The sequence below is a fragment of the Methylobacterium sp. WL9 genome (assembly GCF_008040035.1).
GTDB classification, from domain to species: Bacteria; Pseudomonadota; Alphaproteobacteria; order Rhizobiales; family Beijerinckiaceae; genus Methylobacterium; species Methylobacterium thuringiense.
Map to the genome: position 1 here is coordinate 24,293 of NZ_VRVE01000003.1, position 12,580 is coordinate 36,872.

At 67.2% G+C, this 12,580-nt stretch carries 15 protein-coding genes; 5 read left to right on the top strand and 10 right to left on the bottom strand.

Annotation, left to right across the window (positions count from 1 at the left end; all coding sequences use genetic code 11):
* Nucleotides 1–61: 61 nt before the first annotated feature.
* The 6 genes from FV217_RS01965 to FV217_RS01985 form a co-directional block, all read right to left on the bottom strand.
* Nucleotides 62–604: a sigma-70 family RNA polymerase sigma factor gene (locus FV217_RS01965; protein ID WP_147813767.1), complete on the bottom strand. Its 543-nt coding sequence runs from the start codon at nucleotides 602–604 to the stop codon at nucleotides 62–64.
* 788 nt (nucleotides 605–1,392) lie between these two features.
* Nucleotides 1,393–1,569, bottom strand: coding sequence for a hypothetical protein (locus FV217_RS22645; protein ID WP_187272399.1), 177 nt, complete (start codon nucleotides 1,567–1,569; stop codon nucleotides 1,393–1,395).
* Nucleotides 1,570–1,620: 51 nt separating this feature from the next.
* A complete protein-coding gene (locus FV217_RS01970; RefSeq protein ID WP_147813769.1) occupies nucleotides 1,621–1,935 on the bottom strand; it encodes a hypothetical protein in 315 nt (104 codons plus the stop codon).
* A gap of 52 nt (nucleotides 1,936–1,987) precedes the next feature.
* Nucleotides 1,988–2,404, bottom strand: coding sequence for a CsbD family protein (locus FV217_RS01975; RefSeq protein WP_147813771.1), 417 nt, complete (start codon nucleotides 2,402–2,404; stop codon nucleotides 1,988–1,990).
* A gap of 65 nt (nucleotides 2,405–2,469) precedes the next feature.
* On the bottom strand, nucleotides 2,470–2,760 hold the full coding sequence (locus FV217_RS01980; RefSeq protein WP_210245115.1) for a hypothetical protein: 291 nt from the start codon (nucleotides 2,758–2,760) through the stop codon (nucleotides 2,470–2,472).
* A gap of 56 nt (nucleotides 2,761–2,816) precedes the next feature.
* A complete protein-coding gene (locus FV217_RS01985) occupies nucleotides 2,817–3,689 on the bottom strand; it encodes a DUF6502 family protein (RefSeq protein WP_147814006.1) in 873 nt (290 codons plus the stop codon).
* Between the two features lie 383 nt (nucleotides 3,690–4,072).
* Here FV217_RS01985 and FV217_RS01990 point away from each other — a divergent pair, with 383 nt between their 5' ends.
* Nucleotides 4,073–4,453, top strand: coding sequence for a hypothetical protein (locus tag FV217_RS01990; RefSeq protein WP_246682703.1), 381 nt, complete (start codon nucleotides 4,073–4,075; stop codon nucleotides 4,451–4,453).
* 75 nt (nucleotides 4,454–4,528) lie between these two features.
* Here FV217_RS01990 and FV217_RS01995 read toward each other — a convergent pair whose 3' ends face one another.
* Entirely contained in the window at nucleotides 4,529–5,275 is a 747-nt protein-coding gene (locus tag FV217_RS01995) for a glycerophosphodiester phosphodiesterase family protein (RefSeq protein WP_147813775.1), read from the bottom strand.
* A 2-nt stretch (nucleotides 5,276–5,277) separates the two neighbouring features.
* Nucleotides 5,278–5,751, bottom strand: a complete 474-nt coding sequence (locus FV217_RS02000) for a RidA family protein (protein WP_147813777.1) — start codon at nucleotides 5,749–5,751, stop codon at nucleotides 5,278–5,280.
* Between the two features lie 215 nt (nucleotides 5,752–5,966).
* On the opposite strand from FV217_RS02000, the gene FV217_RS02005 reads away from it, so the two are divergent.
* The 3 genes from FV217_RS02005 to FV217_RS02015 all read left to right on the top strand — a co-directional run bounded on the left by FV217_RS02005 (nucleotide 5,967) and on the right by FV217_RS02015 (nucleotide 8,789).
* Nucleotides 5,967–7,169, top strand: coding sequence for an aspartate aminotransferase family protein (locus FV217_RS02005; protein ID WP_147813779.1), 1,203 nt, complete (start codon nucleotides 5,967–5,969; stop codon nucleotides 7,167–7,169).
* Nucleotides 7,170–7,210: 41 nt separating this feature from the next.
* Nucleotides 7,211–8,167 (top strand): ornithine carbamoyltransferase, encoded by a 957-nt coding sequence (argF, locus tag FV217_RS02010; RefSeq protein ID WP_147813781.1) that lies wholly within the window; start codon nucleotides 7,211–7,213, stop codon nucleotides 8,165–8,167.
* Nucleotides 8,168–8,363: 196 nt separating this feature from the next.
* Nucleotides 8,364–8,789, top strand: a complete 426-nt coding sequence (locus FV217_RS02015; RefSeq protein WP_147814010.1) for a CAP domain-containing protein — start codon at nucleotides 8,364–8,366, stop codon at nucleotides 8,787–8,789.
* Nucleotides 8,790–8,801: 12 nt separating this feature from the next.
* Here the strand turns inward: FV217_RS02015 and FV217_RS02020 are convergent, their stop codons facing one another.
* Complete coding sequence (locus FV217_RS02020) at nucleotides 8,802–9,635, bottom strand: flagellar motor protein MotB (protein WP_147813783.1); 834 nt, start codon at nucleotides 9,633–9,635, stop codon at nucleotides 8,802–8,804.
* 19 nt (nucleotides 9,636–9,654) lie between these two features.
* Complete coding sequence (locus FV217_RS02025) at nucleotides 9,655–10,428, bottom strand: MotA/TolQ/ExbB proton channel family protein (protein WP_147813785.1); 774 nt, start codon at nucleotides 10,426–10,428, stop codon at nucleotides 9,655–9,657.
* Between the two features lie 257 nt (nucleotides 10,429–10,685).
* Between FV217_RS02025 and FV217_RS02030 the strand changes: the two genes are divergently transcribed.
* Nucleotides 10,686–12,473 carry a glucan ABC transporter ATP-binding protein/ permease gene (locus tag FV217_RS02030; protein WP_147813787.1) on the top strand — a complete coding sequence of 596 codons (1,788 nt, stop codon included), beginning with the start codon at nucleotides 10,686–10,688 and terminating at the stop codon, nucleotides 12,471–12,473.
* Nucleotides 12,474–12,580 lie beyond the last annotated feature (107 nt).

Sequence of the window (12,580 nt, forward strand, 5' to 3'; positions counted from 1 at the left end):
GGCAAGGCCGTGCAAACCCGCGGCTGCGCCAGATACTCCGGCTTCCTCCGTCCGCGGAGCCTCAGGCCGCGACCGCAGCCGGTACCATTCCGATTTCGTCGTCGAGCGCCCTGCGACAGAGCGCCGTGGCGTCGCGGATCATGAAGTTCACCAGCGTCGGCGAGACGCCGTTCTCGGCGGCGATGGTCTTCTGCGGCACGTCGTCGAGGCGGTGGGCGAGGATCGCCCGGCGGGTGCGGGCGGGTGCCAGGTCGAGCGCCGCGAAGACGGCCTTGAGGGCCTGGCAGGCCTCCATCCGCTCCTGCGGGCAGGCACATGGGCTGGCGGCGCCTTCGGCATGGGCGATCGGCGCGAGCAGCCGGCATTCGAAGCCGACCTGCCGTACGGCGTCGATGGCGAGGTTGCGGATCATGCGGCGCACGTAGCCCTTGGGGCTGTGCAGCTCGGTCCCGGAGCCGCTCTGCCAGATCCGCAGGGCCGCCTCCTGCACGACGTCTTCCGCTCGGGCACGACATTTGAGGACGCGTTGCGCCACCTCGACGAACCGTTTGCGGTCCGCGAGCAGGATATCGATGAGGTCCTGCCTCGCAACGGCGTCCTGCATGGTCTGTACTGGTTCGCCCGTCGGCGAGCGCCTCTACGATCGGGGCCCGGCATGCCCGAACAGGCATCGTCCGGGCCGACATGCCGGGAGCAAACCCGTATCCGGAAGCTTGGTTGCCGGACTTGGTCGATCGGCTCGGTCTAGCAGCGGAAAAATCCGTACTCAATACGAGAATATCACGGGAAAAGAGCAGACTTCTTGCTGAAAGATCGAAGTTTTTATTTATTCTAACTTCGATGTGAGCGCTGGATAATCCTATCTGCTCGCCGTCGGCGCTGCCGGCTCGGGGCGTTGATCTTGCCGATTCGGCTTTTCGGTCCGTCATGCCCCATGCCGATCCGTGACGCCGAAGCGTCGCTCGACGTCAGTCCGGCAGAGTGGACTCTCCTGGCAGTTCCGTAGCCCGGAGACCTGGTCCGCTGCGTGCTTGACTCCGGCAGTCGTGGGTCAACCCGGCAGGGCGTGGCATGCTCACTCAGCCACGTTGCACGCAGATCGCCTTGGTCCCGCGACCGCCCTTCGCTCCGCGGAGCGATTTCGGACCGATCGACTCTTGTCGCGATCCAGTCGCAAAATCTCAGAAATTATATCTGTGACCAAACACCTTTATCCCGGCAAAGGTGATGGCTGCCAAGATAATACCCGCCGAAAAGCCCAGACAGGCCGCTTCAAGACCAGGAGATATTGCATAAAGAGATGTCATCGAGCTGCAATCCTTCGATATTTGGCTGCATCAAGGGCGCGTGGTAATTTTTACTAACGATATCATAACAGGATTTGTAAATACTTCAATTTGGCGCCAATCGAAATTGTCGTGATATGAAGCTGCTGAGAAAAGCGAGCGCAAAAATCGCCGCGCTGGTCAGTGCCGGGATCAAAGCCGAGGTGAGCATGCCGTCGTCCTGCTTCCTCCGGCAGCGCTGCGGAGCGCACGCTGTTTCGCCGGGGGCGCTGTCTTGTGACATCGCGCCTCCTCGCAGGGCTGACTCGACCTGTCAGGGAATTGTCAGGAGGGTTCAAACCGCCCGACGGCCGATGCGCGGCATTGTGAGCAGGGTGTGCGCCTTCCGCCTGAGGCCGGCGTCTCTGACCTCTGATCGGATCGGATCGGCGCGTCGTTGCCGTCGTATGACGGTTTGCCGCCGTTCAATGGCGGCGTTTCCCGACCTCACGATCGAGCGCGCGAGGATGTCCGCATCGCCGGCGACGACCGGCCGATCCTGCGCCACGAATTTCAGAAAACGATCGATGCTCGGAATACGGGGCCAGCGGCACTGTCGCCCGCTCGCCGTTCGAGCCCGGTGCCGCGGATAGGGCAGCGCGGACTTCATGACCCCGTGAACCCCGCCGCCGCTTTCGGCCGGCGGGGTCTTCCGTTGGCGGCTAGCGGCGATTACCGTTGTTCAGGAGGAGTGCGAGGCCGTAGCCGACGGCACCGGCAATGAGGAGCGCCACCATCGGGTTCTCTTCCACGCGTGCGGTCACGGCACGGTGGCCGTCCCGGACGTAGGAGCCGCCGCGGTCGTAGGCCTCGCGGGCGTAGTCGCTGCCGCGGTCATAGGCCTCCCGCGCATAGTCGCTGCCGCGCTCGTAGGCGTCGCCGACGTAATCGCCGACATCGTCCGCCACGTCGCGAGCCTTGTCCTTGGCTTGGCCGAAGGCCTCCTGGGCCTTGCCCTCCGCCTCGCGGTAGCGGCCCTCGACTGAGTCGCGCGACGTGCCGAGGGCGTCGCCAACCGCGCCCTGGACCTTGCCGCCAAGGTCCTTGGCACCGCCGATGACGCGATCCGTGTCCACCATGTCCGTACTCCTCGAAACCATGCTCCATCCGCCCGGCGCCAGGTCCCGCGCGGCGGGTGGATCGATCACAGAACGCCCGAACGCCGAATGTGTCCCGCGCTGCCGCGAATTTCTCGGACGGAGGGTGAACGGTAGGAGGGCGAGCGCAAAGCGGCGCGCTCAGCGTCCGCCGCCTGCATCGCAGACGCGGCCGCCCGGGCCGGCGCGCCGTCGATCCGCACCGCGACGTCATGCGGGTAGCCGATGCGCAGGTCGTTGACGACGATGGAGCCGAAACGGCGGATCGTGCCGATCACGCCCGTTCCGCCGATGCCGCGGTCGCTCGGATCGGCCTGCTGCGCATGCGGCAGGCGCACCGAGGCGAGTAGGCGGCGGCGTCGCGATGAAAAAGCGTCGCTCTCGGCGCGTCTCCTCAAGCGGTCGCGACGGGGGCCGGGGGCGTGATCGCAGGCGGGGTCTCCTCGCGAAACACGTAGATGCCGAAATTCCAGCGATGCGTCCCGCCGGGATCGTCGATGCAGGCCGCGTCCGCCTCGGCGTTGGCCTGTCTCAAGGCGTCCATGGCGATCTCGCGGCCTCGCGCCTCGAGTCGCTCCGCGAGCGTCTGCGAGAGGCCGTCGAAATGCACGGCGCGCTCCAGGAAGCGCGGCGCCTTGCCCATGATGTTCTCGACGGCAGCCGCGACGTGGTCGTGCAGGTTGCGGCCGAAACAAGAGAACTGCGGCTCGCCTCCGCCGCGTGGCAGGTAGGCGCCTTCGAGCAGCACGACGCGGCCCTGGTCGTCGAGCACGGCGAGGCCACGGTCGAGCCATTCGTCGAGGACCGCTCGGGGGCGCACGTCCCGCGTAACGCCGGCCACCAGCGCCTCGAAGGACGGGCCGGCCTCCTCGGCGAGGCGCGGCAGCGGCAGCGGCCGGCCCTGGCCGTCGGTGAATTCCGGGGCGGCAATCCAGCGGGCGATGATCCGGCTGGTGCGCGAGACCACGCCTGGCAACTGGCTCACCGGCGCCCCCGCCCCGCGCAGGCGCCGGACCTCTTTGCGGTGGATTCCCGTCAGCAGGGTCACGCGGCTGTCCGTCTGCTCCTTGCCCGCCAGCGCGAAATCGTACTCGGCCACGTTCACGTAGAGCTCGCGCAGCAGGTCGGTGAGGGCCGGGAAGGTGATTCCGCGCGCCACGAACAGCCGCACCAGCGGCCGAAGCAGGCGAGCTACGGGCGCATGAAGGCTCGCTGCCTGGGGGGATGCGGCGTCGGTCGGCTCGGGCCTGTCGGTCGGGTCGGACATGGCCGCGAGCTTAGTCCGCTTCATGTGGGATACAATCCCACGACGTGTGTTTCGGCACCTTCTCTGTTGCGATCTCGGATCAAGTGGAGAAAATACCCACATACAGTGTGGGTGTCGCCACTCAATGGCTCCGGCGTAGGAAACGCCCGCGCGGGTCGGAACGACCGGTTCTGGCCGCGATCTCCCGACAGGACGGAACGCCCGCCGCGGGGAACCCCGACGGGAACGCCACCGTTCTGATCCATCGAGACCGGACACCTTGCGCCTGTCTGCCGGCGTCTACGACGATGGGAGGTTCTCGCAAGGGGTTTATGATCGATCGAGGAGAACTGAACGTGGCCTTCTTCCCCCTCCGTAGCGCGGGCCGGCGTCTCGCCCTTTCGTTGGCCTTCGCCGGCACGGCGGCCCTCCCGGCCTTCGCCCAAAATCTGCCCGGGATCGAAATCCCGAACATCGAGACGCCCGACGTCGACGGTTCGGACGGCGATCAACCCGATACCAAGGGCGATCTCGTCTTCCACGGCAATTATTGCGGCCCCGGCAGCCGCGGCGTCGGCCGTCCGCCGGTGGATGCCCTCGACGAAGCCTGCATGCATCACGATGCCTGTTCTCCTTCGGTCGGCACGGGCTTGCCCTCTTGCGGCTGTAACGCCCGCCTCGCCCGGGAGGCCGCTCGCGTCGCCCACAGCCCCCGTGCCGATGCGGAGCAGCGCGTCGCCGCAGAGTTCGTCGCCGAAGGTGCCAAGGTCCTGGCCTGCCGCTGATTTCTCTTCGGGGGTGGCCGGCCGGCTTCGCTCGGCCGGACTGCGAGAATTGAAGCCGATCGTCTCGGCTTCACCTCACGGACGAAACCCCTCGAACACCATCTGGTCCGCATGGGCGGCGGCGGTCTTGCGCTGGTCGTCGGTGCGAACCGTCCAGGTCATGACCGGCATCCGGCCGAGCTGGCGGCAGAGATACGGCACCCCGCCCGGCAGGTCGTCCACGCGCCAGGACACGAAGTCCGGCCTGCTCTGGTGCAGATGCAGCATGTTGGCGAGGCCGAAGCGCTGGGTGCGCGTCAGCCGGGCGTAGGACGGATCCTCCTGGCTCTTCTCGGCGACGATCCCGCGCGGCACGCCCTTCGCCAACTCGCCCAGCGCCGCGACGATGCGCGGATCGAAGGACTTCAGCGCCACCGGCCCGGTATAGCCGGCGATGACCTCGGCGACGCGACGGGAGAGACGCGGATCCTCGTCGAACTGCGTCTTCACCTCGATGATCAGCGGCGTGCGGCCGGCGATCATGCCCAGGAATTCCGGTAGCGTCGGGATACGCTGCTGCGTGCCCGCGACGGCGAGCTTCGATAAGTCGGCGGCGTTGCGCGAGGCCGTCGGCTCGCTCGACGTCGTCAATCGTCCGAGGCCTTCGTCGTGAAACACCATGGCCTCGCCGTCGAGGCTCGGCTGCACGTCGCACTCGATGGCGTAGCCGCCGGCGATCGCGGCCTCGGCCGCCGCGATCGTGTTTTCCGGAATGCCGGCGGCACGGTTGTGCAGCCCGCGATGGGCGATCGGCCGCGCGGTGAGCCAGCCGGGTGCGGCCACCCTCAGCGGACTTCGAACATGGCTTCGACCTCGACGGCCGCGTCGAGAGGCAATTCTGCGACGCCGACGGTGGAGCGTGCATGGCGCCCGCTGTCGCCGAGGATCTGGACCATCAGGTCCGAGGCGCCGTTCATGATCGGGGCGAGGCCGGCAAAGCTCGGCACGGCGTTGATGAAGCCGCCGAGCCGCACGCATTGCACGACGCCGTGGTCGAGATCGCCCACCGCCGCCTGGACCTGTGCCAGCACGTTGAGTGCACAGAGCCGTGCCGCCGCGATGCCCGCCTCGTTCGAGACCTCCGCGCCGAGCTTGCCCTTGTGTTCGTCGGCGAGCTTGCCGTCGGCGCCGAAGCAGATCTGGCCGGAGATCACCACGAGGTTGCCGACGCGCACGAACGGCACGTAGTTCGCAACCGGCGCCGCCGCCTTCGGCAGGGTGATGCCGAGCTTTTCCAGGCGTTCCTTGACCGAACTCATGCGCGTCTCTCCGAACCGAATGGCTGATTGCCAGCGCTCTGAGCACGGGCCGAGGCCGGCGCGCAAGGCGTTGCGGTGATCCGAATCCCGTTGGCAACGCTGTCACAATTGACACGTAGAGCCCATGTCATAGTAATCGCCCGCGTGCCGCCCGTCCTCGAGGCGGCACTTTCTTTTGGAACGGCCGCCCGTGCGGCCCCGTCACGGAGAGCCCCTTGGCATCCGCTTCCACCTCCGCCCTCGTGCCGACTTATGCCCGCGCGCCGATCGCCTTCGAGCGTGGCGAGGGCGCTTGGCTCGTGGCCGACAACAGGGAGCGATACCTGGATTTCGGCGCCGGCATCGCCGTGAACGCCCTTGGCCACGCGCATCCGCATCTCGTCGAGGCGCTGACCACGCAGGCCCAGAAGATCTGGCACACTTCCAACCTGTTCCAGATCCCGGACGGCGAGCGGCTCGGCCGGCGGCTGGTCGACGCCACCTTCGCCGACGTCGCCTTCTTTGCCAATTCGGGCGCCGAGGCGAACGAGGCGGCCATCAAGATGGCGCGCAAGTACCATGCGGTCGGCGGCCACCCCGAGCGCTACCGGATCGTCACCTTCGAGGGTGCCTTCCACGGCCGCACATTGGCGACGATCGCGGCCGGCGGGCAGGCCAAGTACATCGAGGGCTTCGGACCGAAGGTCGACGGGTTCGACCAGGTGCCGGCCGGCGATTTCGAGGCGCTGGACGCCGTGATCGGCCCCGAGACCGCTGCGCTGATGATCGAGCCGATTCAGGGCGAGGGCGGCGTGCGCGCCATCGACAACGATGTGCTGCGCCGCCTGCGCGCGATCTGCGACGAACGCGGCTTGCTGCTAATCTTCGACGAGATCCAGACCGGCGTCGGCCGTACCGGAAAATTCTTCGCGCATGAATGGACCGGTGTCGCGCCCGACATCATGACCGTGGCCAAGGGCATCGGCGGCGGGTTTCCCCTCGGTGTCTGCCTCGCCACCACGGAGGCGGCGCGCGGCCTGACTGCCGGCACGCACGGCACGACGTTCGGCGGCAATCCGCTGGCGATGGCTGTCGGCAACGCCGTGATCGACGTGATCCTCGCCGACGGATTCCTGGAGCAGGTCCAGCGGACCGGGCTGCTGCTGAAGCAGCGGCTCGCGGCGCTCGTCGACCGTCACCCGCGGGTCTTCACCGAGATCCGGGGGCAGGGGCTGATGCTCGGCCTCAAGCTCAACGTACTCAATACCGATTTCGCCGCCGCCGCCCGCGCGCAGAAACTGCTCGTGATCCCGGCCGGCGACAACGTGGTGCGTCTGCTGCCTCCGCTGATCATCACGGAGGACGACGTGGCCCAGGCCGTCGAGCGCCTGGATGCCGCGGCGAGCACCCTCGAGGCGCAGGTCCGCGGAGCGGCCTGACCGACACGTACGAACACGAACGACAAGCGAAGCACGAGATTATGGCCGCGATTGCAAACGGTGCGAGACGGGACGTCCGCCACTTCCTCGACCTCAAGGATTTTTCCGGAGCCGACCTGCGCCGCATCATCGATGCGAGCGCCGCCATCAAGAGCATCCGCCGCAAGGGCCGGCCCGCCGACGAGCAGCCTCTGGCCGGGCGCCAACTCGCGATGATCTTCGACCGGCCCTCGACCCGCACCCGCGTCTCCTTCGACGTGGCCATGCGCGAGCTCGGCGGCGAGACCTTGATGCTGACCGGCAAGGAAATGCAGCTCGGCCGCGGCGAGACCGTCGCCGACACGGCGCGCGTGCTCTCGCGCTACGTCGACGCGATCATGATCCGCATCCTCGATCACGGCCTGATGGTCGAGCTGGCGCAGAACGCCGAGGTGCCCGTCATCAACGCGCTCACGAAGGTCTCGCACCCGTGCCAGATCATGGCCGACGTGCTGACCTTCGAGGAGCATCGCGGATCGATCCAGGGCCGCACCGTGGCTTGGTCGGGTGATGCCAACAACGTGCTGGCGAGCTGGGTCCACGCCGCCGCGCGCTTCGACTTCACTCTCAACGTCGCCGCGCCGCCCGAACTCGCGATGCCGCCCGCGCTCGCGGACTGGGCCAAGCGCGAGGGCGCCCGCGTCAACGCCACCACCGACGCCTACGCGGCGGTCGAGGGGGCCGACGCCGTCGTGACCGATTGCTGGGTCTCGATGGGCGACGACGACGAGCACTATCGTCACAACTTGCTCTCGCCCTACCGGGTGGACGCCAAGCTGATGAAGGCCGCACGCAAGGACGCGCTCTTCATGCATTGCCTGCCGGCCCATCGCGGCGAGGAGGTCACGGCCGAAGTGATCGACGGTCCGCAATCGGTGGTGTTCGACGAGGCCGAGAATCGCCTGCACGCGCAGAAGGGTATTCTGGCGTGGTGCCTGGAGGCGCCGGGACTGGCCTGAGCTGGCAGCGCCCTCGAGAACGACCGTCCACGGCCAAGTGCGACTCGCCACTTGAGACGGCCACGCTGGAGTCCCATTTCAGGGTCTCACCCTGTGGAGTCGAGAACCCGTGACCGAGCGCCGTCTTCTGCGCCGCTTCAGTGCCGCGTCCGGCCTCGGCCTCGCCGCCGGCCTCCTCACGGGCTGTGCCGGCGACATGCAGCCGAGCACGGGGCTGCCGAGCCTCTATCTCCCGCTGACCACGTCGAACGCGCATGTCGACACCACAGCGGCGCGCGACATGATCTCAGCCTATCGCAAGGGTCGTGGCGAGCCCCCGCTCGTTGTCGATCCGGAGCTCCAGAAGCTCGCCGAGACCGAGGCCGCCGCCATGGCGGTCGCCGACAAGCCGAGCCAGAGCCGCACCGTCAGCGCCGCGATCGGCCGGCTCGGCTACGCATCCCCCGGCGCCAACCTCTCGGCCGGCTATCACACCCTCGCCGAAGCTTTTTCGGGGTGGCGCGACAGTCCTCCGCACAACGCGGTGATGCTGAGCGCCGAGGCCGGGCGCATGGGCATCGCCACCGCCTACGCGCCGGGCTCGAAGTACAAGGTGTACTGGGCGCTGCTCGTCGCGAAGTAGACCGACGGATCGTTACGGCAGCCCCTTGCCCGCGGGCGTCGGGGGTGCTTCCGACAGCAGCGTCACCGTCACCCGGCGGTTGGCCGCGAGGTACGGGTTGTCCGGAAACATCGGTTCGGTGTCGGCCTTGCCGGTGACGGAGGCGAAGCGGTCGTCGGGGACGCCAGACTGCGCGAGGATGTCGCGCACGCTGATGGCGCGGCCGGCCGAGAGCTCCCAGGGTGGGGCAGCGGGCCTGCGGCCGGGCTTCTCGCTGGCGGTGTAGCCGGTCACGGTGATGCGGTTCGGCATCTTGGCGAGGGCCGGGGCGAGCTTTTCCAGCAGCCGGCGCGTGAGTTCGTTCGGCCGGTTCGAGCCCTCCGGGAACATCGAGCGCCCGTCCTGATCGACGATCGAGACGTCGAGGCCCTTGTTCGTCGGCGAGACGATGACGTTCTTCGACAGCTCGGAGATTTCCGGCATATCCTGCAGCGCCTGACGCAGCGAGGCGGCTGCGAGGCCGAAGCCCTCCGGGTAACCGTTCAGCGGGATGCCTTCGTCGATGCCGAGATCCACCGTCGGCGGCGCGGTGTGATCCGAGGCCTGCTCCGGCGGGATGTCGCGCTTGTTCTTGACCTTGTCGGCGATGGGCAGCCCGTTGACCTCGATGATGCCGGCGAAGCGCGAATCCTTGTTCACGCCGAAGGCGTCGCGCATCGAACCCGCGACGAGCTGCATCTTCTTCTGGTCCTGGGTCGAGTACGCCGCGATCATCACGAAAAAGCTCATCAGGAGCGCCATGAGGTCGGCGAAGGTCACGAACCAGCCGTGACCGCCATGCGCCCCACCGCGTTTCTTCCTGGCCACGACTTACGATCCTCCCCGCTCAGGCCACGGCCTCGGACATGTCCTCGCGGGTGTTGTGCGGCAGGTAGGCGATGAGCATCTCGCGCACGAGGGTCGCGCTCTTCTGGTCGCGGATCAGCAGGATGCCGTCGATGATGAGCGAGCGCGAGACGTCCTCCTCCTCCAGCTTGAGGTGGAGCTTATCGGCGAGCGGCAGCGCGATCATGTTCGCGATCAGCGCCCCGTACAGCGTCGCGAGTAGCGCTGTCGCCATGGCGGGGCCGAGCTTCGAGGGGTCCGACATGTGGGCGAACATCGTCACCATCCCGAGGATGGTGCCGATCATGCCCCAGGCCGGAGCGCAGTCGCCGAAGGCCCGGTAGATCTTCGAGCCCTCGTCGAGGTGCATCAGGAAGTTGTCGCGGTCGCGCTCCATCGTGTCGCGGATGAACTCGCGGTCGTAGCCGTCGGCGATATAGCGGGCGCCCTGCGCCAGGAACGGATCGGAAATGTCCATGCTCTCCAGCGCGATGGGGCCGGACTTGCGCACGACCTCGGCGATCTTGGTGATCTCCTCGATGAGTTCGCGCGGCTTCACGGCGCGCATGGTGAAGGCGAAGCGCAGGCCCATCGGCAATCCGTGCAGGATCGTCGAGAACGGAAACCGCATCATCGTCGCCATGGTGGCGCCGCCGAAGATCACGATCATGGCGTGCTTGTCGTAATAGGCGCTGAAATCGCCGCCATCGATCATGATCAGCGTGAAGACGACGCCGAAACCGCCGAGCAAACCGACACCGGTTGCGAGATCCATGACGCGACGCTCGACCTTAGGCCCTGCGCAGATGGCGGAGCGGTGCCACAGATCTAAAAAATTACACTGAACGAACCGTAAAAGCGGACCCGGAAATGATTCCGCGGGTCATGCAGCGTTCAGCCTGGATTTGCGATAAGCCCTTCGTCACGATGCGATAAGGGCCGCCAGAGCCGTGTTCGCGATCGGACGAAGAATCGGTGCCGCGGCCTCTGCCCGGACCGTTTCTCCGGGGCGGGTTGGGAGCTGTGTCCACCATGTCGATGATTCGTCTCTATGCGCGGGTCATGGGTCTCCTCGGCGCCGACAAGCGCCTTGCGATCGGCCTCGTCTGCGCGAACGTCCTGCTCGCGGTGGCGGCCTTCGCCGAGCCGCTGATCATGGGCCGCATCATCGACGGTCTCACGCACCTCACGCGCGGCCACAACGCCTTCGCGACACTCGTGCCGTGGATTGCCGCCTGGGTCGGCTTCGGCATCTTCACCATCGGTGCCGGCGTCACCATCGCCCTGCATTCCGATCGGCTCGCCCACCGCAACCGCCTCTCGACCATGGCCGGCTATTTCGAGCACGTGCTCGACCTGCCGCTCGCCTTCCACTCGGCCAACCATTCCGGCCGCGTCCTCAAGGCGATGCTCGAGGGCACCAACGGCATGTCCTGGCTCTGGCTCGGCTTCTTCCGCGACCATTTCGTCGGGCTGGTCTCGCTCGGCGTGCTGCTGCCGATGACGCTGTTCATCAACTGGCAGCTCGGTTCGATCCTGGTCGTCCTGGTCGTCGTGTTCACGGCGCTGACCTCCTTCGTTATGCGCCGCACCGAGCAGCTGCAGGGCAAGGTCGAGCAGTTCCATTCGGGACTCGCCGCGCACGCCTCGGATGCCATCGGCAACGTCGCCGTGATCCAGTCCTTCACCCGCGCCAAGGCAGAGAAGGAGGCCATGCACGGCATCATCTCGAACCTGCTCAAGGCGCAGATCCCGGTCCTGTCGTGGTGGGCGCTCGCCGCCGTCGCCACCAAGGCCTCGGCCACGCTGACCATGACCGCGATCTTCATAACGGGCATCGTCCTGCACCAGAACGGCGCGGCCACCGTCGGCGAGGTCGTGGCCTTCATGAGCCTCGCGACCATGCTGGTCTCGCGCCTCGACCACGTCGTCACCTTCGTCAACGGCCTGTTCCAGCAGGCTCCGAAGATGCGCGAGTTCTTCGAGATCCTTGATACGGTGCCCACCGTGCGCGACCGCCCGCACGCCGTGCAGGTCGCCCGCTTCGAGGGCGAGGTCAGCTTCGACGACGTCGCCTTCTCCTATGACGGCCGCCGCCAAGCCCTCGACGGGGTCTCGTTCAAAGCCGCGCCTGGGCAGACCATCGCGCTGGTCGGCACTACGGGCTCGGGCAAGTCGACCACGCTCGGCCTGCTGCACCGCAGCTTCGACCCGAGTGCCGGCTCGATCCGCATCGACGACACCGACATCCGCGACATCGGCCTGACGAGCCTGCGCCACAACATCGGCGTGGTCTTCCAGGAGCCGATGCTGTTCGCCCGCTCGATCCGCGAGAACCTCCAGGTCGGCCGCCCGAATGCGACCGACGAGGAGATGCTCGACGCCCTCGATCGCGCCCAGGCCAGCGAGTTCATGGCCCGCCAGATGGACGGCCTCGATACAATCATCGGCGAACGCGGCCGCTCGCTCTCCGGCGGCGAACGCCAGCGCCTCTCGATTGCCCGCGCTCTCCTGAAGAACCCGCCGGTGCTGATCCTCGACGAGGCCACGAGCGCACTCGACGCCTCCACCGAGCGCAAGCTCCAGGGCGCCCTGGAGGAGGTCATGAAGGACCGCACCACTTTCGTGATCGCGCACCGCCTCGCGACGATCCGCAACGCCGACCGCATCCTGGTCTTCCACGAAGGCCGGATCGTCGAGAGCGGTACCTTCGACGAGTTGGTGGCCGAGGGCGGCCGCTTCACGGACCTCGCCCGGGCGCAGTTTATGGCGGCCGAGGCCGACGTGATGCCCGAAGATCGGGTCGCCATCGCCGCCTGACCGCCGGGCAGAGACACGTAAGGCCGAAGCGGACCGCTTCGGCCTTTTTCGTACCTGCACCTCGGTCGCCCCTCGCATCGCGCGACACGTTCGCGAGTGACGCGACG